The organism is Chthonomonas sp. (assembly GCF_035294505.1).
GTDB lineage: Bacteria > Armatimonadota > Chthonomonadetes > Chthonomonadales > Chthonomonadaceae > Chthonomonas.
On sequence record NZ_DATGKU010000110.1, the window covers coordinates 1 to 26,060 of the forward strand.

The window sequence follows — 26,060 nt, forward strand, 5'->3', positions numbered from 1 at the left end:
CTGCCCATAACCGTCGTAAAACGAGCTACTCAGCACATTCCCTAAACCATCTAAACGCTGACACACATTCCCCAAACCGTCAAACACATAAAATACATCCCCACTACCCGTATGCCGTGACACGAGGCCATCTGCCCCAAACGTGTTCACCGCCACCACATTGCCCTTCCCATCCAACTCCACTAAAGGCACATCGTTGACGTTTGAATTACCCTTCATTACATGAAGAAAGCTCGACCAAGTAGCCTAAGAAGACTTAGGCACATTCAGAATGTATAAGGCCACTCCGTTATCTCTTTTATCCTCAAGTAATACTCCTAGATGTTTCCCATCGAGGCTCCATCTAAGCACGGAACCTCCTTCCATGTTATGGTAAGGATACAGATTACCTCGCCAACTCCCCACACTGTGCATGACACCCTCTGACGTCTTACCCACTAAAACCCTCCATAAGCTTGGATAAGAACTCTGTTCGTTTTTTTCTACTAATAAAGCGACGTATTTCCCATCCGGTGATAGACTTATCTCTAACGCACACCAACTCTTTCCCAAATCTATTAGACGCGAACGTGTTGCACCGTGACCATAGAGTCGCTGACACAGGGGGTACCAGACGAAATAGATCAGGTGCCCTCCGTTGCCGTTGCATGTATCCTCATGTGGAAGATTATAGACAGCGGCCTTTAGCAGATACTTTGTTGCTTTGGGAAGAACTTGAAACTGTTCTTGGACGCTTGCTTCAGACAATGCTTTCCACTTAGGACTGGCGTCATCCCGCAATAGATAGCTCACCTTTTGAGGACCCCCTTTTGTTACAGAGACGAGGTAAATCCGGTTGTATGCATCCCGATAAAGCCAACCTCGGCTATTTGGCCACCATCCTATTAGAAAGTCTACACCATGAGGAAGATAGGTATAGAAGCGGATGGTTTCTGAAGACAGACTAACAATAGCCACTGCGTCTTCATCTACACACCCAACAGGACACAGAAGCTCTCGATGATTCGGTGACATGATGATGTCTTCTGGAAAATCTACTTGTTGCGTGAGAAAGTTTTCTAAACGTGAGTGGATGCGTACATTTGTATGCGTACGGTTAGAAAAGCTCCACAGAGACACTTTGCGACGGCCACTGGAAAGATAGTCCAAAAGCACAAAAAGCAAAGTATGGTCGGATTTCCAGTCATACCAGGCGATCTCCCTTAAGGCATCAGAAGGTAAGTGCCAACCAGAAAAAACATGTTCTTGGGGCACACAAGTTTTAGACACTTGGTCGTATCTCCTATTAACATGCGGGCAGGAACTAGAAAGATAGACCAGCGTCATGAGTGCCCATGCATATTTGATTATTTGAACAATATTGTTATTCATTAACACGACACTCTATTAGATATTTTTTACTTAATGGTAAGATAAAGCGACTAGCTCGGTTGCCATATCAGTGCAACAGCTCCACTCATCTCTGTCCCCGAATGGGTTGGGAGTTTATCCGTCGAAACTCGGTATCCAAAGGCACCATAGAACTCTGTCGAAACGAAGCCTTGCCCATCCAACTACACTAAAGGCATATCGGCGCTTTACATTGCCCCCTTTTAGAATAGAGAGACCAAGCAACTTAACAAAACCAAGCCAGACAGATGAGAACTCCTCTGCCTGGCACGGGCCACGCACTCCCTCATGGACTCTCAAACATGAGATAAGCGCAGGACACCATAATGATAAGTCTCATGCTTTGATGTTAGAGGCATTACTATATACTTGTAGCGAGCTTCCCTCCCGTCCGCACGTACCGAAAGCAGGACGAACATGTAAGCAGCTTTATCATTATCCGGTAGACGGCGCAACACACGATAGTGTTCTCCTCCCTCCCACAAACCGATGATAGGATCGCCGTAGATACCGCTACAACTGAACCATAAACGATGCCCCGCATCCGGTTCCCACACCAAGGCCGTCACATCAGAAACCGTCATCATCAGCTTGAAGGAGGGGAGAGACGAACTCCCCCCTGAAGGCTCCTTCGCAAAAACGGCAAGGTAATTTACTTCAGCCTCCCCAATAACCACAGCAGCCACGTAACGCCCATCAGGAGAGGCAAAACGGTGCAGGGTGCTCTCGTCTCCGTGGATGTCATCAAGCCACTGTGCGTAGTCCTTGCCGGCTTTCCAATGCCCACGAAACTCCCATCGCTTGGCGGACTCCTTGGCGGTCTCTTGGTCATAAAGCTCATCCAGGTTTACCGCCGGAACGAACTTGTTTGGTTTGATTGGTGCAGGCTTAGCCGGGTGCCCTCCGCCCATCCAGAGGAACAGGGCGGCTGTGGCCAAACTGGCCAAGCGCATTCCCAACGAACGAACCGGTCGGCGTGTCATCTGTCGTTTCTCCTTTCCCTGCTGGATGAGGAAAGTAGCAATAGCTAATTGAGAAGCCGGCTTTCCTATGAAAGGAAGCCACTCGGCCTCACAAGAGGCCCTGACGATAGAACGGGCTTACAGGGGGGTTATGGAGGGCACCCTGTGCAAGCCCCTTTTGCCGATGGGGACCGGTTCCAGGCGCCAAGCGGACGTCGGAAGGGTACATCTGTGAAAGATTATAACAAAGATTTATGCGACTGTCAAGGGGTTGCAAAAAATTTTTTTCGTCAATTTTCGCGCGTGCTGCTCGGCGCTTGAATAAAGAAAGAGCGGAAGGCATACAAACGGACGGCCTCCACAAAACGACCGGCAGAGCTTCCCATCAAACGTGCCTTCGGATATTCACCCGCTCACGGCTTTTGCAAAACAAGAGTATCTTGCAAAGCCTGGGCCACCTGTGCCCAAAACTGCTGCTCCTTCACATAGTCCGTCACAGGCACCTCTCCATTCCGTTGTACAAAACGGTCGGAGATCGTGACCTGGCTACCGTCCTTAGAGAGCGTCACCTTCCTCTCATAGATTTCCAAAGGCCCCTCGATATGAACCGACGCCGGCAGATGTAACACACGATAGCCCTTGGGTAAAGCGATCGAGACGATGTCGGTAAGGTGCGAGGGGTGCTCGATGACAACAGGCCAAACCCGCTTCGGGTCGGAATAGGGACGATTGTCCTCTTGGCCGAGCAGGGAAGAAAACGCCGGCAGTAAAAGGAGATTGCCCGCATCTCGCCCCACAGTGGCAGCTTGTATACGAAAATCGAGGCCGAGTGCATCCTGTACCGGGGCCTTCTCCGAGAGCGTACATTCGCTGATCTCGCCGGCGATTCCGAACCGCCGAGCGATCTGCGAAACAAAGGTTTTTCGGCGTTCCTCCGTCAAGTCTCGCCAGGTGCCTCTTACGCTCCGAGCCGTATCCCCCTCTAAGGTCGCCTTCTCGGTAACCGTCGCAGCTCCGTTTTCCCCTAAAACGATGGTGAGAAGAAAATCGGCTCCCTCTTGCTCCGGGGTGCCTATGGGAACGGTTTGCAAAGTTCCCCCATCCTTCGTCACGACAAGAGCCTGCACCCCCTGATCGGCATCTGGAATCGCTCCGTAGGGGCAGTCCTCCGCCGTCGGGTCCATCCAAACGGCCTTCCCGTCTACCGATGCGAGCGCAATGCAGTGGTTAAAAGCGGTTAGCGAGGGCAGATCCGCCGTGAGAGGGCGTAACCTGCCGGCATAAAGCAAAGCCGGCTGTGCCTCTATGCCCGCCAACCGCAACATGGTGATTAGGAGAACAACCTTGTCTTTACAGTCCCCATAAAGATTACGGAACACCTCGGTGGCCGCATGGGGCTTGTAGGCCGAAAGCCCAAACTCTAGCCCCACATAGCGAACGTGATCGGTTACCCACCGATATATCGCACTTGCACGCGCTTCAGGAGAAGTGAGGCCGGTAACGAGTTGCGCCACCTTTTGCTTGATGGCATCGTCTGGCTGCCATTGCGGTGTACATAGCCCGTAAAACCAGCGCCCAATAGCCTGCCAATCCGGCAGGTTGGAAACCTCCATCCACGCACGCACATCTCCAACGGCCGGCATGGCCGCCTCGACAGGAATGGGGTCGAGTGGCCCCATTTGCCAGGTTAGTGTCCTGATGTGCCCATCTTTCGAGATCGTCTCGGAGGTCTTAACACCATCCATATGATGCAGACGGACTCGGAGGTTTGTCATGCTCACCGGCACATGGAGGGTGTAACGGCTTAGCATCACCGGAAATACATCGTTAAACCCCCAATAGGCCGTTACAAGCCCTGGCAAAAGGGTGGGATGGGTGACGATCTTGTAGGTATAGTCTATAACGCAGTTGTCTTGGATGCCGGGCATAGAAAACCCGATGGACATCGCATCGTCATACATCGGGTAGTCGCTGGCCACACCCTCTTGGCGCAGGGCATCCGGCTGAACCGTCAGCACCTTTCCATCCGGCTCAATCGTACGCGCCGAGATGAGGGTCAACTCCTGGAAGCTGCTGTTAAACGGCAGATGCACCTCGGCCAACGAGCGCGCGGCCCGATCGAATAGTTTGTAAGTCTCCCGATAGATTCCTATGGTCGTGCCATCCGGCTTCACGGTAAGCTCGCCCAAATCCAGCAGTTTCACATAGTGGCAGTTAGGCCATCGGCTCGGATCGGGAGCCGTGCGCAACGCCTCCCGAAGCGTCGCATCGAGCGTGGGCGCGCTTGCGGTCGGTGGCGACTGGGCGAAAGCCACCTGCAGCCATGCCATCAACCCCAAGACACCTAAAATAACATGAGACCGTTTCATGCAGCTGAATTCGCCTTTCTGTTGGTGTTCTCCTGCTTACCCCCCGATCGGTGGCCGTAGGGCTGGTATAATTTTTACGAGGAGAGAGCCATGCGGTGTCAACAGTGTGGACAAGAGATCGAGGCTTCCGCATCAACATGCCCCTATTGTGGCGCCACGCTGCAGGTCTCTCCACCAACAGCCGGTACTCCCCAGCCCAGAACACAGCCCAGCTCGGAGAGCGCCATGCCTAACCCCGCCGCGATGTACCCCACAACCTATGCGGTAGAACGCTGCCTTGTGTGTGGTGCCACGCTGCCGCCTCGCAACTTTGCCTGTCCCCAATGTCATACCCCTCGTGGGATGGTGGTTGACCCTGACGACCCCACCTGTACGCGTTATCTCGTGGTGGTTCCCAGCTTCATGGCCTCGCGCGTCGCAACAAGTCGCCTCGACACCTCGGTTTTAGCAGGCTGGCACTGGGGAGCGGCCTTTCTTACTCTGTTTTGGGCATGGAGCCACCGGCTTCGCGCGCATGTGGTTACGAGCGTCGTTTTCAACGCGCTCTTTCTGATCGCGCTAGGATGCGCCGTTGGTCTCCGTTCCAACAGCGCGGCCGAAGACATGCTGGCCGTCTTCTTCACTCTTTGGGTACTCCTCTGGTTCGGGTTCCGCCTCTACTATGGCTTCTGCGGCATGCAGATAGCTCGGCAAAGTGGCCGCTACAACGATCCGGAAACGTTTCTCGATGTTCAGAAAAAGTGGCAACGTGCCGGGCTGTGGGCCGTTATCGGCTATCTCGTTTTGTTTATCATTGGGCTTGCCCTGCTCAATACTCTTTCATGAAAGGAAAAATGGAATGCACATTTCGCAGCGAGCACGCAACACCGCTCCCTCCCCTACATTAGCCATTACCGCCCGCGCAAAGGCGCTGGCCGCACAAGGCAAGGATGTGATAGGCTTTGGCGCCGGAGAGCCGGATTTCGATACCCCAGAACATATCAAACAGGCTGCCATTGCCGCCCTAGAGGCCGGCTACACGAAATACACGCCCAGTAGCGGCGATGCCGACCTCAAACAGGCCGTTGTCGAGAAACTGGCGCGCGACAATGGACTGCACTACAAACCATCCCAAATCATCGTCTCTTGTGGCGCCAAACACTCCCTCTACAACATCATGCAGGCCCTGCTCGACCCGGGCGATGAGGTGATCATTCCCGTCCCCTATTGGGTTACCTATCCGGAACAGGTAAAACTTGCCGAGGGCGTTCCCGTCTTCGTACAAACCGACCCTAAAAACGACTTTATGCCGACCCGTGAAGCGCTCCGCGAGGCTATTACCTCACGCACGCGCGCCATTGTGCTCAACTCACCCTGCAACCCCACCGGCGCTGTGGCGTCACGCCAAACGGTAAAAGAGATCGTGTCGTTGTGTATTCAACACCAAATCTATCTCATCAGTGACGAAATCTACGAGAAGCTAATCTACGATGGCCGCCAGCACGTTAGCCCGGCGGCTTTAGGAAGCGAAAGTTTTCAATATACCATCACCGTGAATGGCTGCTCTAAGGCCTACGCCATGACGGGCTGGCGCATCGGCTATGTGGCTTCGGCAAACGAAGAGTTCATCGCCGCTATGGGCAGACTACAAGATCAGTCCACCTCCAACCCCACCTCTATCGCCCAGAAGGCCGCGGTTGCCGCTCTCATCGGGCCTCAGGAGCCGGTGGAGCAGATGCGACAGGCTTTTGAGGCACGGCGAAACGCCATGGTGGAGCGCCTAAACGCCATACCCGGCATTCACTGCCCCATGCCGGGAGGCGCTTTCTATGCCTTCCCCGACATCTCGGCCCTGCTCGGACGCAAAGCGGGCAACAAGGTGATACCCTCTTCGGATGCGCTAGCCGAATATCTCCTTGATGAAGCCGGTGTGGCCGTGGTGCCCGGCTCCGGATTCGGCTCCGACACCCATATTCGCCTCTCTTATGCCACCTCAATGGAAAAGATCGAGAAAGGTCTGGAACGAATGGCTCATGCCATCCGCAAACTGGAGTAGGAGCGCGAGATCGAGGATAAGGCCTCATGACGGATAGCGAACAGCTTACGGAAAATAGCAACGTCTTGCCTATAGAGAAACTACAACAGCTTGAGCGGAGACTAGGGGTGGATTTTCGTCGAAAGGAACTGCTCGCACAGGCCATTACGCATCGCTCTGCCGTGTCTTCACATCAGCTTCAAAGCAACGAGCGACTGGAGTTTCTTGGGGATGCCATCATCGGCCTCATCGTCGTGGAATGGCTCTTCAAACACCACCCCGATGTTAAAGAAGGCATTCTCGCCAAAGCAAAGGCCTATGCCGTTAGCGAGCAGGCCCTCGCCGAAGCCGCACGACGATTAGGCATCGAGGAGTTCGTCGTTGTTGCCTATCCCGAATCCATTTTGGAGGGTCGAGGAGGGCGTGCCATTTTGGCCGATGCCTTCGAGGCCATCGTGGCCGCACTCTACCTCGACCGCGGCCTGCGCGCCACCAAAAAGTTCGTGGAAAAGGCCATGGCCGACATCATCCAAGAGGCCATAAAAGAGAGCCATCGCCGCGATTATAAGTCCACCCTCCAAGAGCTAGTCCAAGCTCAATATCGTCTTACTCCGGTCTACCGCATTCGCACGGAGTATGGAAGCGACCACGATAAGACGTTTGAGGCCGAGGTGCTGCTGCACGGGCGCCCGTTGGGGCACGGCGTAGGCAAAAGCAAAAAAGAGGCCGAACAGGAAGCCGCCCGTGCGGCATTGGCACACTGGAGCCAAATTGAAAGCGATAACAAAAACACGTAAAATTGCCGGTTTTTTGTTTCTAGCTTTATGTTTGCCTGCTTGTTACGCTCATCAGCGATTTGAAGTATGTTAAAATGATATTGGTATCTCGCCGCATAAACCACGCTTTCGGGCTGCGGCAGACCAAACTCTATGAACGGAAAGAAGTAAATGAAGCTGTACCCTTATGTGCGATCACGCGCAACGCTCCTCCTTACGCTCTGCCTGCTCACCGCATCGCAACTCGCCTGGTCACAGGTCTTTCAACGAGGAGGCACTTTTACCCTCAATGCCCAAAACGCTCCGGATAACTTTACATCCACATTCCTTATTAGCCAATCGCCCACCACCCTCTCCGCCGACAATGGGAAGCTGCGGATCACCGAATCGATCCATGTTATCTCGCCGAACTCGGAGTGGCTGCTGCTCGACATCGAAACAACCAACGGTGGGCCGCTGGCCGGCGACCCAACCAAGCTCTGGAGCTATGACCTTTTCTACCCTTTTCAGAAAACCGCTTTTGTGGACGAAGTGGCCGGCTATTGGAGCTTCAACGAGCAGGCCTATTCGCCCATCACTCCGTTTGGATCGGGCTTTCTGGCCTCAACCGCCCCGAATCCACTCGATCCGAGCCTCGGGCCGGTTTTCGACGTTATGCACAACCCGCCGGCCGGCCCTTATGCGCCCTTCACCTCTCGTCATGGCTCCGTCGTTCTATCCCCCTACAACATTTTGGCAAATGGCGGGGTGAACCCAAGCCAGGCAAACGGCTTCCACTATCTGGTGCACGCCTTTAGCGCCACCGTGCCGGAAATGGATGGGTCTACGATCCTCTTGACGACGATATTGTTAAGCAGCCTGCTAGGAGGTTTGCGGCGACAGCGCCCTTAGCCCTCGCCTATCTGCGGCTTTACGCAAAGGAAGCATCCGACCTAAAAAGATCGAGGGCGCCGAGGCGCCCTCGATCCGGTTTTGCCAACGTTCGGATAACGCCAACTAGTGGCAACCGCAGCCGGGGCCACAGCCGCTATCGGCATCGCCCTCACCCGCCTCCTCGGTGGCAAAGGAGCTGCCACAGCCACAGGTACGGATGGCGTTGGGGTTATCAATTTTGAAACCGCCGCCCATTACGTCTTCCACATAGTCTATGGAGGAGCCTTTGATATACTGAATGCTAAGCGAATCTACCACCACCTTAACGCCATGGCAGTCGTAGACGAAATCGTCCTCCTCCACCACATCGTCAATGGCCATGCCGTAGCTTAGGCCGGAGCACCCACCGCCCTGCACAAAAACGCGCAAAGCGGCATCGGCCTTTCCTTGACTTTCCAACAGACCACGAATCTCCTGAGCGGCTCGCTCGGTTAGCACGATCCCGGGATTAACCGGAGTATCTATAGAGGCCATACGAACTCCCTATCCTTTCCAACACAGCTTCCGAAAAGAAGCTTTTGTGTGTGCACTAATATCATTTTACGTTAGAGACGCGGAAAAATGCAACGTTAGACGGCCCGAAGTTTGTTGATCTCCGACTGAATCCGCACCAGATTAGCGTAAACCCCGTCTTTCTCCATCAGCTCCTCGTGCGTGCCCATTTCGACCATCTTGCCCTCCTTCAATACCACAAGTCTATCGGCGTTACGTAATGTCGAGAGGCGGTGGGCAATGGCAAAGGTCGTGCGTCCTTCCACCAAGCGGGTAATAGCCTCTTGAATCTGCTTTTCGGCCTCCGTATCCACACTAGCTGTAGCCTCGTCTAGAATCAGGATTTTGGGGTCGTGCAGAATGGCACGTGCAATGGAGATGCGCTGGCGCTCGCCGCCGGAAACGCGCTGCCCCCTCTCGCCTACCTGCGTGTCGTAACCGTCGGGGAAACGCAGAATAAACTCATGACAGTTGGCGGCTTTTGCGGCTCGCATCACCTCCTCCGGGGTCGCTTCCGGACGGGCATAGGCGATGTTGTCGCGGATGGTTCCGGGAAATAGGAACGGCTCCTGAGGAACGATGCCGAAATGGCGGTGATAGTCCTCAAGCCGAATATCCCGAATATCCACACCATCTATCGTAATACGCCCTTCGGTTACATCGTAGAAGCGCGATAGCAGGTTGATGATGGTGGTCTTCCCGGCCCCACTATGCCCTACAAGGCCGATCATCTCCCCCGGCTTCACCTCAAGATTGAAGTTCTCAAGCGCGTAATGCGCCTTATCGTAAGTGAAGGAGACGTTCTCAAACTTCACCTCACCGCGCATCGTCGGCATCGGCACCGAGTTTTCGCTATCGCGAATATCCGGCTCGGTGTCGAGAATCTCAAACACACGCTCGGCCGCCGTCATGGAACGGGTAGACCAATCCATCACCTGGCTAAAGTTCATAAACGGCTGATAGAACTGCATAAGGTAGCCGTTGAACATGGTCAACTCGCCGATGGTCATGATGCCGTGGTTCTGCAGCACCTTGCTGCCGCCCGCAATCCAGATGATGTAGGAACCCGCACTCATAAGCAGCCCCAGCAGGGGCCAGTAGGTGGCGCGAAAGGCGTTCGCCTCAAAGCTTGCGCGGAACACCGCATCGGCGCGGCGTCGAAAACGCTCCACCTCCCGATGCTCTTGGGCAAAAGCCTTCACCACCTTAATGCCCGATATGGCGCTATTGAGGGCGGAGTAGAGCTTGCTGATACGATGCCACACCACATGGAATCGGGCGCGAGCGCGCGGCATAAACCAGCGGGTAAGGAAGAAGATGAACGGCGCCGGAATGAGCATGAGCAGGGCTAACTGCCAGTTGATGCGAAAAAGAACGAGGCCTATGCCCACCAACGTGAGCGTGTTAGAAACAAGCCACGGTATGCCGCCCGTGATGAAATCCCATAGGTTATCGGCATCGTTGGTGATGCGCGACATCACCGAGCCGGTGCTTCGCTTATCGTAATACCCCAAAGAAAACTGGCTCAGCTTGCGGAAAAGCGCCATGCGGATATCCATGCTTACCCGCCCGCCAAGCCACGGATTCAGGCGCTGCTGGCCATAGTTGATCGCGGCGCTTAGCACCCGCATACTGGCGAGCAACAAAACCCACATCACCAGCGGCAAGAGGCGATGATCGTTGGCACGAGTCTGGCGGATTAGCAAATCCACCATACGGCCAACAATGTAAGGGGGCGTGAGGTCGGTGACCGTGGAACAGAGCAGAAGCGCCAGCCCCAAAGCCACCAACCCTTTATAGGGTGCGAGAAAACTGAACAGCCGAATGAGCGTTGCCCGCTTGTCAATACAGGCAGGGCAGACCTCCGTCTCCGGCGGTAACAAACGGTGGCAACGTGGGCAAAACTTTTTGCGTGTCTCTTTCAGCGCCTCTAAATGAGGCTCCTCACCCTTGACCATCGCGTTGAGCTGACGCGCAATGGCGTTCGCCTCCGCCACCACCGAGAGAGAATAGCGTAACAACGGGATAACCGTCGTATCCGTCTCTAGCTCGATGAGGCCGTTGCCCACCTGCATCTCCGCCGATACACGGCGCACGCTCGACAGGGGGATGGCATAGCGTATCTCCGCCGAGCCTTCGCCATCCGGGGCAAAAACGTAGATGTGTGTGTCGTCTACTACCAACCACTCGGTGGCAAACTCGCCTGCAACGTTGAGATCGGTGGCGAAGGTGATGCGCGGGGTTATTGTGCCAGGGAGACCGGTGTCGGAGGAAAGAAGTTTTTGTAAAGTTTCGTCCGCTTGCTCGTCTTTTAGGTCGCCGGCGCGTAGGGCGCGCAAACTGTTTTCGACCTCTTCCGGCAGCGTTTCGAGTATCGGCATCGCTACGCGCTTCTCCGAATTAGGTTCATTTCATGATACTACGTTTCAATGTCCGATTTGGTTCGTTAAATCGAAAGTTTTGTATCCAAAAAGGGTTTTTCTCCACGCCACCCGCCGTGTATTCCTCATCTGCCGAACAGATGAGTTTTCTCAGATGCAGGAAAGAACAGAGCCGATGGCGAAATGGCTTATGAAAACGTTATCGAGGAGCTTACAGCCAACATGCTTACCGGTATAGAGCGCTTGGTAGATTTAACCGGCCCTCAGCAGGTCGGACTCACCGGCAAAACGCTTTCCGAGGTGCAAGAGGCCGTACGCACAGGCGACGTGAGAACACTTGCCGAAACCGATGGCCATTTTGCCGTGGTCGCCCGCGAGGGACAGACCGTCCGCTTGGCAAGAACGATAGGCGTTCCGTTGCGCTACTTTGTGGCCAAAATGTTCCACGGCCCCTTTCTGATCGTGGCCGATCGCATAGACCGCATTTTTGAGTGGTGCCGAGAACATAAAATCGGCTGGCAGTTCGATCCCCTCTATACCCGCATGGTTCCTGCCCACTACCTCATCGAGATCGAGCAGATCGGCTGCCCCGATCCCGCTCCCCGCTACCACCGTTTCTTTCACCCGCCTATCGAGACCGGGCCTGCCTCCATCGAGGCGTGCGGGGAAGCCTATGTGCAGGCCGCTTATCAGGCACTTAAGCACTGGCTTGGCACACTGCCACCGCAGGAGCCGGTCGCCATCGCCTTCTCCGGTGGCGTAGATAGCACCTCCGTGCTCCTCATGGCCTATCATGCCCTCGAAGAGTTGGGGCGTAATCCCCAAAATCTACGCGCCTTTACCCTCGACCTCGGTGGAGGTGCCGATACCGTTCAGGCTGAACAGATCGTGACGCAACTGGGGCTTCGCAATATCTGGGAGCCGATTGCACGTGATGCCTCGCGCGTGAATCTAGAGGAGGCCATTCAGCTTATCGAAGACTACCATCCTCTCGATGTCCAGTGTGCTGCCATGAGTATCTGCCTTCTAGAAGGCATCCGCGAACGCTACCCGCACCTGAAATATCTGCTAGATGGCGACGGGGGCGACGAAAATTTGAAAGACTATCCTTTGGAGGATTCCGACCTCACCCTCTCCAGCGTGCTGCGTAACCCGTTGCTCTACCAGGAAGGTTGGGGCGTAGACGCCATCAAACATAGCCTTACCTACTCTGGTGGGCTTTCGCGCTCGTACGTCCGCACTTTTGCCCCCGCAGTGCGCTATGGCTTTCATGCCTTTTCGCCTTACACGGTTCGTTCGGTCATCGCAGCCTCTACCGCGATTCCCTTCTCAAAACTTATCGGGAACGACGTAGAGCGTCTATACAACCTTAAAGCGGAAGTCGTTCGCGCCGGCATTCGCGCCCTCATCGGGGTGGATATGCCTACTCCTCCGAAACGCCGATTCCAAGATGGGGTTAGCGGCGACAGCTATCGCCATTGGCGTGTGGGCAAAGGCTGGTGCCGTCAAGTGTTCCTGCGCCAATGGCAAGAGCGACTCAAGGACGTTTGGGACGACCCCACAGAGCGAATCTCCGGTAACGATACCAGCATCCCGCTGCCGTCTTTGAACCGATAGAGCATGCGAACCATACACGGCTACCCCGAACGGCCGGCAGATCGAAGCCGCTGGATCGCGAGCTTGCGTGGGCCGAAGAACCGCCTTGACCCATGGCAGCCCTATGCATGGCTTCATGAAGAGGAGCGCAGTCCAGAGGGTACATTGGCCTCCACCAACGTGGTTTTTCTCACCAACAAAGAGTGCCCCTTCCGTTGCCTGATGTGCGATCTCTGGAAAAACACGCTCGATGCCCCGGTGCCGGAAGGGGCTATACCCGCCCAGATTCGATGGGCGCTCGAACGGTTACCACCGGCAAAACAGATCAAACTCTATAACGCCGGCAGCTTCTTCGATCCCCATGCCATTCCTCCATCGGACGACGATGCCCTACTTGCTTTGCTTGCTCCTTTCGAGCGTGTGATCGTGGAGAGCCATCCCGCCTTTTTGGGAAAACGCTGCCTTGCGTTTCAGGAAGGGCTTGCGGGTAAGTTGGAAGTGGCCATCGGCTTGGAAACAGCGCATCCGCTTGTGCTCGAACGCCTTAATAAGCGGATGACGGTGCAGGATTTTCAACGGGCTGCTCGCTTTCTCCGCGCTCATCACATCGCCTTGCGGGTCTTTCTGCTGGTTTTCCCCCCCTTTCTGGATGAGACAGAGGGCTACGAATGGGTCGTTCGTTCTATGGAGATGGCCTTTGAAGAGGGGGCCACTGCCTGCTGCCTCATACCGACACGTGGAGGCAACGGCGCCATGGAGGCGCTCGCGGCCCAGGGCGCATACACCCCGCCAACGCTTCCAATTCTAGAACGGCTGCTCGAAGAGGGGTTACAGCGGAAACAGGGGCGCGTTTTCGTAGACCTTTGGGATATTGAGCGCTTGGCAACCTGCGCATGCGCTTCGGCGCGCATCACACGACTGGCCGCAATGAATCGAGAGCAGCAGCCGCCGCCCCCTGTGTCGTGCCATTGCTGTGCATAGCCATCATCGAAGCGAGGGCAACCAGTGCCTCAAGAAGAGGATAGAACCTCCAGTATAGGACTTGAAGGCAAAGCTGGAGGCGCAGCCCCAAAACGATAGGCCGATAGCAGCAGCGCTTTGAAATGCTCTTTTTGCGACGCCGATTCGGCTTTGAGATGAAGCGTTGCAAGCGGTTCGCCAGCACGAACCCAAGCGCCGCGCTTTTTATGGAGCACGATTCCCACCGAAGGGTCAACCCTATCTTCTTTTGTGGTGCGTCCGGCCCCCATAGCCACAGCCAATAGCCCTATGGCACGCGCATCGAGGGCGGTAATGAAACCTTCCTCAGGCGCCTCTATCCAACATGTGATGGGGGCGCGAGGCAATACGGTTAGGGCCGCGTCCAAATCCTTTGGCCCTCCCTGAGCGCGAATCATGGCCTCCAGCTTGGCCGCGCCGACGCCCGACCTCAGCAGTTGTTCTGCCGTCGTCTGTGCTTCCTCTGCGTCCCTCGCACGTTCGCATACAAGCAGCCCATGCGCCACCAGTCCTAAACAGAGCGCCAAAAAACGCGGCTCCGCAGTTTCGGGGCTCTGCAAAACGCGAATGGCTTCCTCTACCTCTAAGGCGTTCCCTACCGTCCACCCCAGAGGCTCCTCCATATCCGTAAGTACCGCTTGCGTTGGCACCCCCTCCTGAACCCCGATCGTTACCAATGTGCCTGCCAACGCCCTCGCCTGCTCAAGCTCCCTCATAAAAGAGCCGCTTCCCACCTTCACATCCAGCAGAATGCGCTCGGCTCCTCCGGCAAGCTTTTTGCTCATGATGCTGCTGGCGATAAGCGGAATCGACTCGACCGTGGCGGTAACATCTCTCAGGGCATACAGTTTGCCATCTGCCGGCGCCAGTTGGGACGATTGAGAGAGAATGGCCAACCCTATGGAGCGCACCTGCGCCTTTGCCTCCTCGCTTTTTAAGGCGGTGCGAAACCCCGGGATGGCCTCCAGCTTATCTATGGTGCCCCCGGAAAAGCCCAGCCCCCGACCGCTCATTTTCAAAACGGGGATGCCGGCGGCTGCCAGCAATGGCACCACCACAAGTGACGTTTTATCCCCAACTCCGCCCGTGCTGTGCTTGTCGAGCGTAGGACCGTTTGGCATGTCGGAAAGGTCTATCCGTTCGCCCGAATCGCGCATGGCACGGGTGAGCGCGCGAACCTCCCGCATGGTCATGCCGCGCAGAAACACCGCCATAAGCCATGCACTTATCTGGTAATCGGGCAGGCTGCCGTCGGTTACCCGACCGATAAAATCGCGCAGCTCTTCTTCCGTGTGCTCCCCGCCATCGCGTTTTTTAGCGATAAACTCCACCGTGCGCACGGGCTTCCCCTCTCTTAACTAAGGCCGAGCTTCTTTGCAAAATAGGCAATCGTGTGCTGCAGGCCCTCCTCCAATCCCACTTTAGGCTCCCAACCCAAAAGCGTTCGGGCCTTTGTAATGTCTGGACGACGTTGTTTGGGATCGTCGGGAGTTTTAAGTGGCTCAAAAACGATCTCACTCTTGCTATTTGTAAGCTGTTTGATGAGCTGCGCGAACTCCAAAATGGTGCGCTCTGTGGGGTTACCAATGTTGATAGGCCCCGTTAAATCCGACATGGCCAACCGCCAAAAACCCTCGATGAGGTCCGAACAGTAGCAAAAAGAGCGCGTCTGCTTGCCATCGCCGTAGACGGTGATGGGGTCGCCCCGCAGCGCCTGACCAACGAAATTGGGCACCACGCGCCCATCGTCGAGACGCATGCGCGGCCCGTAGGTGTTGAAGATGCGCACAATGCGCACCGGCACCCCATGATAACGATGATAGGCCATCGTGAGCGCCTCGGCATAGCGTTTGGATTCGTCGTACACTCCGCGAATGCCCACAGGGTTCACGTTGCCCCAATACTCCTCACTCTGAGGGTGAACCAATGGGTCTCCATAAACCTCGGAGGTAGAAGCAAGAAAGAAAACGGCGTTTTTGGCGCGGGCCAGCCCAAGCGCTTTGTGCGTGCCCAGCGCGTTTACCTTCATGATCTGGATGGGCTTGGTGGGAAAATCTACCGGGCTTGCCGGAGAGGCAAGATGAAAGACATAGTCTATTGGCCCATCAATATACAGATATTCGGTCACATCGTAACGCACAAACCGAAAATGGGGGTTGTCCAAAAGATGAACGATGTTATCGGTGTTTCCGGTGATCAGGTTGTCCATCGCGATCACCTCAAATCCCTCGGCAAGGAGCCTATCACAGAGGTGTGAGCCTAAAAACCCGGCCCCACCCGTCACTAATGCACGCGGCATACTATGGGTTACCTCTCCAAAACGATCTCTACGGCAGTATACCCCAGCCTCTTTCAAGAGGGCGTCTACGCCAAAGAGAAGTTGTTCCTCAGAGGGCGTTTGTGATATAATCCGAGTTGCGATTAAGTCTTTTTTGATGAGAAATCCGCGAGCACCTTATCGCCGTGCTCGGCGGTTTCATGAGTAAGGAGAACGATTTCACTATGTCGGGACATTCCAAATGGCATAACATTCGCCTGCGCAAAGGCGCGCAGGATGCAAAACGTGGGAACCTTTTCACCAAACTTGCCCGAGAGATCATCATCGCGGCGAAAACCGGTGGAGGGAACCCCGAAACGAACACCCGTTTGCGACTTGCCATTCAAAAAGCTCGCGAACACTCCATGCCCCAAGAGAACATTCGCCGCTCCATCATGCGCGGTACCGGAGAGCTAGAAGGCGAAGCCTACGAGGAGGTTACCTACGAGGGCTATGGCCCTGGAGGTGTGGCGATTTTGGTGGAGTGTGCCACCGATAACCGCAACCGAACTGTGGCCAACTTGCGCAGCATCTTCAACAAACACGGCGGACGCATGGGGGAATCGGGATCGGTCTCCTATCGTTTTAGGCCCGTTGGGCTTATTGTCATTCCACGCACGGCCGTTGAGGAAGACCGCCTCTTCGCCCTTGCCATTGAGGCCGGCGCGGAAGATATGCGCACGGATGAAGAGAATTACGAGATCGTAACCCAACCGGAAGATTTTGCTAAAGTGCGCCAAGCCATCGAAGATGCCGGCATCCCCATGTTGCGTGCCGAATACACGATGGAGCCGCTCGACTTGGTTCACCTTGAAGGAAAAGAGGCCCAGCAGATGCTTCGCCTCCTAGAACGCCTTGAAGAGGACGACGACGTTCAACACGTCTACGCCAACTTCGATATCGCCGATGAGGTACTAGAGGCCACCGAGGGGTGAATCGGCAACATTGCAAAAAAGCGAAACGCTCTGCCTTCACCCCTCGTCTATCTTTTAAACAACAGAGCGCTGCAGGCCTCTATCTTTTTCTTGCGAGGCCTTTACCTATGAGTTGGCCGCCGGCAAACTTACCATAAGGATGAGGGAGGGGGCGATGGCCCCGAAACGCATTGCCTACTTACACCCATTTCATATCGCAGTCTTCGGGCTGCTGTGGCTGGGGTTGTGCCTGCCTTTCTCCGCTTCGGCCAGCATTACCCTGCAGCCGCTGCTCGGGTTCGGTTCGTTTGCCGGCGGCATCGCCTACTTTCGCCCCCACTCCTGGAACCCGCTTGCCGTTCACATGGTTGGAACCGCCCCAAATGGAGCGACCGAACTGCAGGTCATCGTGCGACGTGGCGACCACCAAGATACCTACATCCGCAAGCTGCTGTTTGCCGGAGGCCCTCTCGATCAGACCGAGACGTTCTCCGTTGACCTCTCTCCTCTAAAACTGGATAACCCTTTTATCCCTTCTCCAGACAAACAGGAGATAACGGTGCAACTCGTGCAGGATGGGCACGTTTTAGCCGGCCCCAAATCGGTGCCGTTCTCCGTACCGTTGAGCAGTATCTCCTATAACCTGCTTGTGCTCGATTCCCACCCTGCGGCGTTGCACTTTCTGGCCAATCACCTTTTCGACATCATCCATCACGGCCAGGATGCAAGCGGTTTGGGGAATATGCTTCTCGGTTCCGGCAATGCAAGTGCCATGATGAACCCCATCACCTTGCTAACGGCCTCACCCCCCCTGCTGCCCACCTCTCCGCAAGCTTATGCCCCTGTAGACGCGGTCGCCCTCGGCGATCTCGACCTTGAAAACAGCGTCACTCAGGCCCAGGTGGATGCTCTGCGCGGCTTTGTAAGCTCCGGCGGAACGCTCATCGTCTCCGGTGGCCCCGATATCAACCGATTGAAAAGCTGCCCCCTTCACGATCTCTTTCCTCTTATCCCTAACGGCATTCGCACTCTCAAGCAACTGTCCACGCTGGCTCTACGCTATCAAACACCGCTGTCGCTCCAGCACCCCATTGCCCTTACAACCGGCAAACTGCAACCGAATGCCAAGGTGCTCCTCGCCGACCAGCAAGGAGCACCCCTCGTGCTCGAACGCCCCTATGGCAACGGCATCGTGCTCTTTACAACGTTTGACTATATGGACCCCGCCTTCACAACTTGGCCTGCCGCAACCTCCTTCTGGCGCGACCTGCTCCTCTGCGGCAATTTCGAGGTCTCCCCCGTGCAGATACTCGCCAATGACGGTGTGTGGACCGGCTCAACCAACCTTATGGATCAACTTCTCGATGCGCTGGCCAACCCACGTATCACCCAACTCCCCTCGCTCAGCCTCATCGCCCTGTTTACCCTAGGCTATGTCCTCCTGCTTGTTCCTATCAACTATCTGGTGCTGAAACGCCTCGACCGTAAAGAGCTGGCCTGGCTAACGACCCCGGCCATCATTGTGTTGTTCTCAGTTGGCTCCTACGCCATCGGGGCTAGCACACGCGCACATATCGTCTCCTTCAATCGCGTCGCCGTGTTGGAAACTCAGGCCGGTTCCGATCGGGCCTACGGCCTGACACAAATGGCGCTCTATCTGCCCAGCGCGCACAATGTAAGCCTCGACCTCTCCGCGGCCAATTCCGACGCCAATAATCGCCTCTATTACCCTTATCTTATGGCGATCTCCGATCCCTCCCTTATTCCTAACTCCGCCACCTTCGTTGTGGATGACGCCGGTGTACAACTGAGAGATGTGCATGTGCCGTTTTGGAGCACCTGCAACTTTGAAGCCCCGTTTGAACTGCCCCTAGAGGGCAGTGTAGTCTCCACAGCCCGTTGGTATGCCTCGAATAAAATTGAGCTAAGCGTTCATAATGGAACCCGTTTCGCCCTCAAAAATGCTGAAGTCTCCCTGCTACACCAATCCTATTCCATTGGGGATATAGCGCCGAACAACACAGCACATATCACGTTGAACTTACCTCCCTTGGTGGTATCGAACAACTGGTGGACAAACGCGATCTATGTCTCCATACCGCCTCTACCCCATGCGGACCCACAGAAGCAACTCCTTCTCCAAGCGCTCTCCAACCTTTTGGCCGGCACGGGCACTTCTAATCCCTTTATCGCGCCCTTCTCGTTTGGCGTTGCCTCAAACATGTTGTCGGCGGATGGTTTTGGTCGGGCCTCTCTATTGCTTACGGCCTGGCTCGATGAACCCGTGGTCCCAGCCCAGATAGATGGTAAAAAGGTGGGGGGCGATGAAGCCTCGCTGCTGTGTGTTCATCTCCCACCGCCATCCAACGCGCCTGGCAATTTCCCGGGCATCTCCCCGTTTTCGGAACAACCCGTGTCCGACATTCCGCGTAGCCGCCAACTGAACCCCTCAACAATGCCTTTCGGTGGAGGACGTTGATCGTGCTGGAGAACCCCATTTTTCTGCGTGAGATGCGCATTCGACTCCCGAAGCACCGCGGCGCCCGCATTGGTATTTTGATAATGGTGTCTGTTTTTCTCATCGCCGTCTACTTGCGTATGATCAATGAGTTGATCCAACGCGCAGGCGCCAATAACTCCGATGCAGACCTCCTATGGGATATTCTGGTATGGGCGCAGTTTGTCTTCGTGCTCTTCGCTGCGCCCGCTTATGCTTCCAACGCCTTCTCACGTGAAAAAGAGCAGCAGACTTGGGACCTGCTGCTCATGACCCCGCTTACAGCCTCCGAAATCGTGCTTGGCAAGCTTTTGGGTCGTCTTACCGTCTTTCTCTTACCCATCGTAATTATTTTGCCGTTGGAAATTCTCATCGCCCTTGTGCTCGGGTACTATGCAAACGGCATGTTCTTTCTCACCTTGTTTACATTGCTCATTTTTACTTTCTTTTTCGTCTCCTTAAGCCTCTATGCGTCCTGGAGCCTCAGTCGCACGCTCTATGCGCAGATCGTGTCCTACACCGTTCTTATAGGGGTCTTGAGCATTGGCACCGCTCTCTTAACCGCCGCTGCGCTTGCGCTGTCCAACATCTCATCCGGAACATCAAGCAGCACCTTAGAACAACCTTGGCTCTGGCTGAACCCCTTCTATCTTTTTAGCTTGCTCTTTGAACAGCCACGCGATCACCTTTATCAGCTTGGCATCGGTCTGCTCATCTATCTTATCGTAGGACTATTAATGATCTATCATATTATCTATAATTTGCGACGCCATAGGGAATAGATTCATGACGGTTATCGTGCAGGTGAAAGGCTTGGAAAAGGTCTACCGCGTGGGGCGTCAAAAGCTCCATGCCGTTAAAGGGATCGATCTTGAGCTGGAACAGGGCGATATCTTTGGTTTCATCGGCCCGAACGGGGCAGGTAAAACCACGACGCTGAAAATTCTGGCAACCCTTCTCCCACCCACAGCCGGCACCGCGCTCATCGCAGGCCATGACGTTGTTACCGAGCCAGATGCCGTTCGTGAAGTCATCGGCTATATGCCCGACTTCTTTGGGGTCTATGATGATATTAAGGTGTGGGAGTATCTTGACTTCTTTGCTGCCGCCTACCGCATCCCCAAAGCACGCCGCACAGGCATCATTGACGACGTGCTGGCGCTTACCGATCTTACCGATAAGAAGGATTCGTATGTCGAATCGCTATCGCGAGGGATGAAACAACGGCTTTGCCTGGCGAAAACGCTTATCCACGATCCCAAGGTGCTACTGCTGGATGAACCTGCCTCCGGTCTTGACCCACGCGCTCGCATCGAGTTGAAGGAACTGCTTAAAGAGTTGCAAGCTATGGGCAAAACCATCATCGTCTCTTCCCATATCCTTCCGGAGATGGAGGAGTTCTGTAATAAAATAGGCATCATTGAGCGCGGCGAGATGGTGGTGGCCGGAGAGGTACAGCAGATCGCGCGCCAGATACGCGGCCAGCAGTTCATCGAGATCACCATCGCAGACGGGTTGCCAATAGCCGAGCAACTGCTGCACAACATGCCGGAGTGGGTTCACTCCGTGCAACGCTGTGGAATGGAGAGTGCGAATGGAGATGCCTCTACCCCGCCTCCGCAGCGGGGTACCTTGCGCATTGGCTACATCGGGGCACCCGAAGGCGAATACGAAGTGCTAACCGCCCTGGTGCAGGCAGGAGTAAAAGTTCGCGCCTTCCATCCTGTAAAGACCGACCTCGAAGATGTGTTCTTGCGCTTCACAAAGGGACAAGTGGCATGATACGAAACGTGTTGGCGGCTCTTACCGATCAACCGCTGCTTGTGCGCGAAATGCGCACGCGCATGCGGGGGACACGTGCCTACTGGATTCTGTTTGGCTACCTTCTCATTCTCGTGCTTTTTGTGCTCTTTACCTACTGGGCGCTTCTGCTACGGCTCAGTTCCCCAACAACAGGCCACCTGCGCGCCGCCCACGAAATGAGCAGCAGCATCTTCTACACCACCATTACCGTCCAGTTCTTCCTTATTCTTTTTATAATCCCCGCCATTACCAGCAGCTCGATAGCACAAGAAAAAGAGCAGCAGTCGCTTGACCTCCTGCTCACCACCCCTCTTTCACGCGCTCGCATCGTCTACGGCAAGCTGCTCTCCTCCACCGCCTTTATCTTACTGATGATCGCCACCAGCCTGCCCATAGTGTCCATCTGCTTCCTATTTGGCGGCGTCTCTAGCACCCACATTGCGACCTACTATATTTTCCTTATCAGCTTTAGCCTGCTTAGCAGCGCCCTAGGACTTATGTGGTCTTCCCTCGCCAAAACTTCAGCGCAGGCCGCTATCTTCACCTATCTCTCTGCGGTTCCGCTCAGCCTCTACAGTTTTTCCTATGTCACCACCTATTCTCTTGCTTCTACCATTACCGCCAACGAGGGCTTGCTTTTCAAACTCGCCCTCGAATACCTGTTCCTCATCGCCATTCCTGCCTCTCTCTGCATGAATGCGGTTACCTGGTCTCGCCTCCATGCCGATCCGGCCGATCATGCCGGGTGGCCGCGCCTGCTTTTCCTTTTGCTGAACGTCCTTTTCATCATCTCTACCGTGCGGATTCAGGTGCATGGGGTCGGCTTAAACATGGCCATGCCCGCAGGTCTAGGCCTTAGCACGCTGCGGGGCCTACCCAATACGCTCTCAACGTCGCTGAACCCCCTCTTAAGCGAATTTGCCGGCATATGGTCTTCTTACCTGCTGATTCTCATACCCTGCTGTGCCACCGGAGCGCTCTACCCAGAAGATATCGCCAAACTGGGCTTCGGCCGCTATCTCCTCTCCGGTTGGACGTGGCGCGGCCTGCGTCGTGCCTATCCTGCATCGGGTATCGGCTATGTCACCATCCTCACCCTCGTGGCCTTTCTTACAGTCTTCCTCTATCTCGGCTGGTTGCACGGCCTTTTCAACGTGATAACCGCGGTGTCTGGACCACAATCTGTTTTATTGCCGATTCTGGGGCTTACCTTTGCCTACCTTCTCGGCCTCTCATGCGCCTGCCTGCTCCTCTCTCTCTATATGCAGCGCTTTGCTATACTCGCAGTGTGGCTGTGCTTCGGCATTCCTTGGTTGCTGCCATTTCCCGGCCTACGTGAGGCCGTTCTTCAACTGTTGCCCAGCTATCTCCTCTTCCAAAACCCACGCAATCTCGATCTTAACGCCCTTTTCAACGTCACCATTGCATGGGTGCTTATTGGGGTCGTCTCGCTAACTCTTTGCTGGCTCCTGCTGCGCAGGCATCGCATCTCTCAAAAACCAGAATTTGTGAACTTGTCGGAGGTTCCTCATGAGCCTACAAGCTAATCTCTCGCCCAGCTACGCACCCTCAGCGCTTCATGTGCTTCTCCGCAAAGCGACGTGGCGCATCCGGGCGGCACGGCTACTCCGCTTCGGCTCGACCGGGCTATGCATTGGCAGTTGGCTTGCCCTTCTCTTTCTAGGTGCCGGCAAATTGCGCCTTTTACCACCCTCCCCTTGGATGGAACTCGGCCCTATCCTTCTCGGCCTGCTCATCGGTACGGCTTTTGCGCTGCTCCCTCGTCTCTCCGCCCTTACCGTAGCCCGCCTTACCGAGCAGCGCGCCGATCTCAAAGAGCGCCTCAGCAGCGCGATTGCGCTCGAAACCACCGAGTCGGCATCCTCTTCCCCCTTCTATCCGGCACTCCGTGCCGACGCCGAGCGCCATGCCGCCGATGTCAACCTGAAAGCCATCTATCCGCTTCGCATCCCACGTACCTTCTGGCTCAGCCTGCTGGCCTTGGCACTGCTGGCCGGGGTTACGTTGTTGCCGTCCCTCCCGCTGTTCTGGTCAAAAGAGAAAAAAGCCGAAATGAGTGAGGTGAAGAAGGAGGGCATTCGCATTGTGCGTCTGGCACAACAGGCGGAAAAGGAGGCCACCAAAAAGCATCTGCCGATGACCAAGCAGGCCGCAGAAGAGCTAAAAAAGCTGGGGATAAAGATGCGTGAGGGCAAACTGGATAAAGTCCATGCCATGGTAGCCATGCATAAGCTTACCCAAAAGCTGGCAGAACAGCAGCGCCAACAGGCCGCGCAAAAGAAGAACGCCGCCCAAGCCCAGCAGGCCGCTCAACAGCTGAAGCAGTCGCTTCAAAAACTGGATCAGCAACTCCAACAGCGCCGGCAGGCCCTCCAACAGATGGCGGCAAACCAGCAGGTGAAGCCGACCAATCCCAATAACGCCCTCCGTAATGGGCAACCCAATCACCAACAAAAAGGCGTCCAGAAAAACAGTTCAGCAGCCCTCAAGAAAAATGCGGAACAGATGCAACAGCTAAAAAAGGAGTTGGCCAGCCTGCAGAAGATGCAAAAGGCCCTCCTAGCCATGCAGCAGGCCTTGCAAGCGCAGAATAGTGAGGCTATGCAGCAGGCCATGCAGCAACTATCACAACTAGCCCAACAAAGTATGGGCAACCCGCAACTCGCCCAGCAAATGGGTCAACAGCTTCAGAGCTTGGCCCAGGCGCTGCAGCAAGCCGGCTTAAACCGCACCGCACAGCAGCTGGCTCAGATCGCCAAAATGCTTCAAAACTCTCAAAACCTCAACTCGGATCAGTTGGCATTCCTCAAAAAGCTTCTCGGCCAAATTCCCGGCATGTGCTTCGGAGAGTGCACGGGAGCGTGGTGGCAGATAAGTCCTCTTGACCAAGAGGCGCTTTTGTCCCTTTTGGCAGCTTGTCGAAATGGCTCGAGATTTGGGATTGGCCTTCCTGGTTTTGGGCTTTTTCCGGGCGGTTCGCCCAGCGGAGCTGCCCTCTTCGGTAGTCACAAACACTTCTCTGCCATGAAAGACCCCGGGAAAACCAAAGCCCACTTGCTGATCGCCAACAGCAAAGGCAGTAAAGTGGGGCAGGGCAAAGCTGGCTCTCTGCAAGAGTTCATCCACTACCTCGCCATGCATCCCCACACGCCAAGCCATGCGCCAAACGGCATGATTCTCGGCACCCGTACCCAAAAGGGCAATGAACTCTCCATCCAGTTTCTAGGGGACCCGGATGGCGCCAGCGCTGCTACCCCCTACTACCAGGCCGTGATCACAAGCCAGCGTCAGGCCGAGAGCGTACTCAACCAAGAGCATGTTCCTGTAACGCTGCGCCAGCAAGTACGTGCCTATTTCGATACCCTCCACGGAGAAGGAAAGTAGAACGATGTCGGATATTACACAGCAGGTTGAGCAGTTCCAGCGAGCTTTCGATGAGATACGCACAGAGATCGGGCGGGTTATCGTCGGTAATAAAGAGATTGTCGAGGGTGCGCTCGTCTGTCTCTTTATGGGTGGGCATGCGCTCCTTGAAGGGGTGCCTGGCCTCGGGAAAACGCTCTTGGTACGCACCCTTGCCGAAACGGTGCGGTTGAAGTTTAACCGCATTCAGTTCACCCCCGACCTGATGCCCGCCGACATCACCGGCACGACCATCCTCTCTGAAACTCCCGATGGGAAACGGGAATTTCGCTTTCAGCCCGGCCCCGTGTTCGCCAATGTGCTTCTCGCCGACGAGATCAACCGCGCGACGCCTAAAACTCAGTCCGCCCTGCTCGAGGCCATGCAAGAGCGCTCTGTTACCGTCGGCGGCGTCGTTCATAAACTTGAAGAGCCGTTCCTTGTGCTGGCCACCCAAAACCCCATCGAGATGGAGGGAACCTATCCTCTGCCGGAGGCACAACTCGACCGATTTCTTTTCAAACTGCTGGTCTATCCGCCCAACTTCGAGGAGCTTTCGGCCATTGTAGACCGCACAACCGGAGAGAAAACCGAGACGGTACGTCCGGTGCTTGACGGCCCAACCATTCTGCAGTGGCGCCAGTTAGCACGCGCCGTACCCATCGCACCCAACGTGCAAGAGTTCGCCCTACGCCTTATTCTCGGCACTCACCCTAGCAACGACGAGGCACCTAGCATGGTGAAGCAGTTTGTGCGATTCGGCTCTAGCCCCCGCGGCGCTCAAGCGCTGATACTGGCCTCCAAAATCCGTGCGCTCACCAAAGGGCGCTACAACGTGGCCATAGAGGATATCGTTGAGATAGCTAAGCCGGCTCTTCGGCATCGCATCCTCCTCAACTTTGAAGGGCAGGCCGAGGGCATTGCGCCGGATAGCATTATTGATGAACTCATTGCCCACACGCAGGAGGCCTTGAAAATTTCTGTGGGCGTCTGAAGTGCCCGTTTCGACGCCTTTCCGAGAATTATAGTATAATAAGGGTGTCTACGTTCTGGCAGCGCAGGGCGTTGAGAGCCGGGCCAGCTGCACAGGTAGGCAATCGAACCAGGTCAGGTTCGGAAGAAAGCAGCCTTAAGATTAGCCTGCCCGGTGCGGCCTGTTCACCCGGCTCTGAGCGCCCTGCGCCCTTTCAAGTGC

At 55.4% G+C, this 26,060-nt stretch carries 20 protein-coding genes, 1 other RNA gene and 1 pseudogene; 14 read left to right on the top strand and 8 right to left on the bottom strand.

Features of this window, described 5'->3' with window-relative positions; genetic code table 11:
* The 4 genes and pseudogenes from VKV18_RS06340 to VKV18_RS06355 all read right to left on the bottom strand — a co-directional run.
* Positions 1-219 (bottom strand): annotated as a pseudogene (locus tag VKV18_RS06340) (hypothetical protein); the annotation flags it as partial.
* A gap of 27 nt (positions 220-246) precedes the next feature.
* Positions 247-1,371 (bottom strand): hypothetical protein, encoded by a 1,125-nt coding sequence (locus VKV18_RS06345; RefSeq protein ID WP_324203375.1) that lies wholly within the window; start codon positions 1,369-1,371, stop codon positions 247-249.
* A gap of 314 nt (positions 1,372-1,685) precedes the next feature.
* Positions 1,686-2,372: a hypothetical protein gene (locus VKV18_RS06350; RefSeq protein WP_324203376.1), complete on the bottom strand. Its 687-nt coding sequence runs from the start codon at positions 2,370-2,372 to the stop codon at positions 1,686-1,688.
* A 392-nt stretch (positions 2,373-2,764) separates the two neighbouring features.
* Positions 2,765-4,720: a DUF3857 domain-containing transglutaminase family protein gene (locus VKV18_RS06355; protein ID WP_324203377.1), complete on the bottom strand. Its 1,956-nt coding sequence runs from the start codon at positions 4,718-4,720 to the stop codon at positions 2,765-2,767.
* Positions 4,721-4,810: 90 nt separating this feature from the next.
* Here VKV18_RS06355 and VKV18_RS06360 point away from each other — a divergent pair, with 90 nt between their 5' ends.
* The 4 genes from VKV18_RS06360 to VKV18_RS06375 all read left to right on the top strand — a co-directional run bounded on the left by VKV18_RS06360 (position 4,811) and on the right by VKV18_RS06375 (position 8,401).
* Positions 4,811-5,545: a zinc ribbon domain-containing protein gene (locus tag VKV18_RS06360; protein WP_324203378.1), complete on the top strand. Its 735-nt coding sequence runs from the start codon at positions 4,811-4,813 to the stop codon at positions 5,543-5,545.
* A 13-nt stretch (positions 5,546-5,558) separates the two neighbouring features.
* Positions 5,559-6,755, top strand: a complete 1,197-nt coding sequence (locus tag VKV18_RS06365) for a pyridoxal phosphate-dependent aminotransferase (protein ID WP_324203379.1) — start codon at positions 5,559-5,561, stop codon at positions 6,753-6,755.
* Between the two features lie 26 nt (positions 6,756-6,781).
* A complete protein-coding gene (rnc, locus tag VKV18_RS06370; RefSeq protein ID WP_324203380.1) occupies positions 6,782-7,531 on the top strand; it encodes a ribonuclease III in 750 nt (249 codons plus the stop codon).
* A 150-nt stretch (positions 7,532-7,681) separates the two neighbouring features.
* On the top strand, positions 7,682-8,401 hold the full coding sequence (locus tag VKV18_RS06375) for a hypothetical protein (protein WP_324203381.1): 720 nt from the start codon (positions 7,682-7,684) through the stop codon (positions 8,399-8,401).
* A gap of 105 nt (positions 8,402-8,506) precedes the next feature.
* Here the strand turns inward: VKV18_RS06375 and erpA are convergent, their stop codons facing one another.
* Positions 8,507-8,917 (bottom strand): iron-sulfur cluster insertion protein ErpA, encoded by a 411-nt coding sequence (gene erpA, locus VKV18_RS06380; RefSeq protein WP_324203382.1) that lies wholly within the window; start codon positions 8,915-8,917, stop codon positions 8,507-8,509.
* A gap of 95 nt (positions 8,918-9,012) precedes the next feature.
* Positions 9,013-11,316 carry an ABC transporter transmembrane domain-containing protein gene (locus VKV18_RS06385; protein ID WP_324203383.1) on the bottom strand — a complete coding sequence of 768 codons (2,304 nt, stop codon included), beginning with the start codon at positions 11,314-11,316 and terminating at the stop codon, positions 9,013-9,015.
* A 183-nt stretch (positions 11,317-11,499) separates the two neighbouring features.
* On the opposite strand from VKV18_RS06385, the gene VKV18_RS06390 reads away from it, so the two are divergent.
* Together VKV18_RS06390 and VKV18_RS06395 are read left to right on the top strand one after the other, a co-directional pair.
* Positions 11,500-12,933: an asparagine synthase-related protein gene (locus VKV18_RS06390; protein ID WP_324203384.1), complete on the top strand. Its 1,434-nt coding sequence runs from the start codon at positions 11,500-11,502 to the stop codon at positions 12,931-12,933.
* A 3-nt stretch (positions 12,934-12,936) separates the two neighbouring features.
* Positions 12,937-13,893, top strand: coding sequence for a hypothetical protein (locus tag VKV18_RS06395; protein WP_324203385.1), 957 nt, complete (start codon positions 12,937-12,939; stop codon positions 13,891-13,893).
* Between the two features lie 29 nt (positions 13,894-13,922).
* Here the strand turns inward: VKV18_RS06395 and VKV18_RS06400 are convergent, their stop codons facing one another.
* Positions 13,923-15,251, bottom strand: a complete 1,329-nt coding sequence (locus tag VKV18_RS06400; protein ID WP_324203386.1) for a thymidine phosphorylase — start codon at positions 15,249-15,251, stop codon at positions 13,923-13,925.
* A gap of 14 nt (positions 15,252-15,265) precedes the next feature.
* Positions 15,266-16,210 (bottom strand): UDP-glucuronic acid decarboxylase family protein, encoded by a 945-nt coding sequence (locus VKV18_RS06405; protein WP_324203387.1) that lies wholly within the window; start codon positions 16,208-16,210, stop codon positions 15,266-15,268.
* Positions 16,211-16,413: 203 nt separating this feature from the next.
* Between VKV18_RS06405 and VKV18_RS06410 the strand changes: the two genes are divergently transcribed.
* From VKV18_RS06410 to ffs, 8 genes are all read left to right on the top strand, one after another.
* Positions 16,414-17,163, top strand: a complete 750-nt coding sequence (locus tag VKV18_RS06410) for a YebC/PmpR family DNA-binding transcriptional regulator (RefSeq protein WP_324203388.1) — start codon at positions 16,414-16,416, stop codon at positions 17,161-17,163.
* A 154-nt stretch (positions 17,164-17,317) separates the two neighbouring features.
* Positions 17,318-19,621, top strand: a complete 2,304-nt coding sequence (locus VKV18_RS06415; protein WP_324203389.1) for a DUF7408 domain-containing protein — start codon at positions 17,318-17,320, stop codon at positions 19,619-19,621.
* Positions 19,622-19,623: 2 nt separating this feature from the next.
* Positions 19,624-20,421 carry an ABC transporter permease gene (locus tag VKV18_RS06420; protein WP_324203394.1) on the top strand — a complete coding sequence of 266 codons (798 nt, stop codon included), beginning with the start codon at positions 19,624-19,626 and terminating at the stop codon, positions 20,419-20,421.
* A gap of 4 nt (positions 20,422-20,425) precedes the next feature.
* Positions 20,426-21,421, top strand: a complete 996-nt coding sequence (locus tag VKV18_RS06425; protein ID WP_324203390.1) for an ABC transporter ATP-binding protein — start codon at positions 20,426-20,428, stop codon at positions 21,419-21,421.
* Complete coding sequence (locus VKV18_RS06430; protein WP_324203391.1) at positions 21,418-22,989, top strand: ABC transporter permease; 1,572 nt, start codon at positions 21,418-21,420, stop codon at positions 22,987-22,989. Before VKV18_RS06425 ends, VKV18_RS06430 begins: the two co-directional genes overlap by 4 nt.
* Positions 22,973-24,847, top strand: a complete 1,875-nt coding sequence (locus tag VKV18_RS06435; protein WP_324203392.1) for a hypothetical protein — start codon at positions 22,973-22,975, stop codon at positions 24,845-24,847. Before VKV18_RS06430 ends, VKV18_RS06435 begins: the two co-directional genes overlap by 17 nt.
* Before the next feature lie 4 nt (positions 24,848-24,851).
* Positions 24,852-25,859, top strand: coding sequence for a MoxR family ATPase (locus VKV18_RS06440; protein WP_324203393.1), 1,008 nt, complete (start codon positions 24,852-24,854; stop codon positions 25,857-25,859).
* A gap of 76 nt (positions 25,860-25,935) precedes the next feature.
* An RNA gene (gene ffs / locus VKV18_RS06445) (signal recognition particle sRNA small type) lies at positions 25,936-26,036 on the top strand.
* Positions 26,037-26,060: the final 24 nt, after the last annotated feature.

Bases quoted from the DNA above. Each gene is read 5' to 3' on its own strand.
- VKV18_RS06345 (WP_324203375.1), bottom strand. From the start codon at position 1,371: ATGAATAACAATATTGTTCAAATAATCAAATATGCATGGGCACTCATG.
- VKV18_RS06350 (WP_324203376.1), bottom strand. From the start codon at position 2,372: ATGACACGCCGACCGGTTCGTTCGTTGGGAATGCGCTTGGCCAGTTTG.
- VKV18_RS06355 (WP_324203377.1), bottom strand. From the start codon at position 4,720: ATGAAACGGTCTCATGTTATTTTAGGTGTCTTGGGGTTGATGGCATGG.
- VKV18_RS06360 (WP_324203378.1), top strand. From the start codon at position 4,811: ATGCGGTGTCAACAGTGTGGACAAGAGATCGAGGCTTCCGCATCAACA.
- VKV18_RS06365 (WP_324203379.1), top strand. From the start codon at position 5,559: ATGCACATTTCGCAGCGAGCACGCAACACCGCTCCCTCCCCTACATTA.
- rnc (WP_324203380.1), top strand. From the start codon at position 6,782: ATGACGGATAGCGAACAGCTTACGGAAAATAGCAACGTCTTGCCTATA.
- VKV18_RS06375 (WP_324203381.1), top strand. From the start codon at position 7,682: ATGAAGCTGTACCCTTATGTGCGATCACGCGCAACGCTCCTCCTTACG.
- erpA (WP_324203382.1), bottom strand. From the start codon at position 8,917: ATGGCCTCTATAGATACTCCGGTTAATCCCGGGATCGTGCTAACCGAG.
- VKV18_RS06385 (WP_324203383.1), bottom strand. From the start codon at position 11,316: ATGCCGATACTCGAAACGCTGCCGGAAGAGGTCGAAAACAGTTTGCGC.
- VKV18_RS06390 (WP_324203384.1), top strand. From the start codon at position 11,500: ATGGCTTATGAAAACGTTATCGAGGAGCTTACAGCCAACATGCTTACC.
- VKV18_RS06395 (WP_324203385.1), top strand. From the start codon at position 12,937: ATGCGAACCATACACGGCTACCCCGAACGGCCGGCAGATCGAAGCCGC.
- VKV18_RS06405 (WP_324203387.1), bottom strand. From the start codon at position 16,210: ATGCCGCGTGCATTAGTGACGGGTGGGGCCGGGTTTTTAGGCTCACAC.
- VKV18_RS06410 (WP_324203388.1), top strand. From the start codon at position 16,414: ATGTCGGGACATTCCAAATGGCATAACATTCGCCTGCGCAAAGGCGCG.
- VKV18_RS06415 (WP_324203389.1), top strand. From the start codon at position 17,318: ATGGCCCCGAAACGCATTGCCTACTTACACCCATTTCATATCGCAGTC.
- VKV18_RS06425 (WP_324203390.1), top strand. From the start codon at position 20,426: ATGACGGTTATCGTGCAGGTGAAAGGCTTGGAAAAGGTCTACCGCGTG.
- VKV18_RS06430 (WP_324203391.1), top strand. From the start codon at position 21,418: ATGATACGAAACGTGTTGGCGGCTCTTACCGATCAACCGCTGCTTGTG.
- VKV18_RS06435 (WP_324203392.1), top strand. From the start codon at position 22,973: ATGAGCCTACAAGCTAATCTCTCGCCCAGCTACGCACCCTCAGCGCTT.
- VKV18_RS06440 (WP_324203393.1), top strand. From the start codon at position 24,852: ATGTCGGATATTACACAGCAGGTTGAGCAGTTCCAGCGAGCTTTCGAT.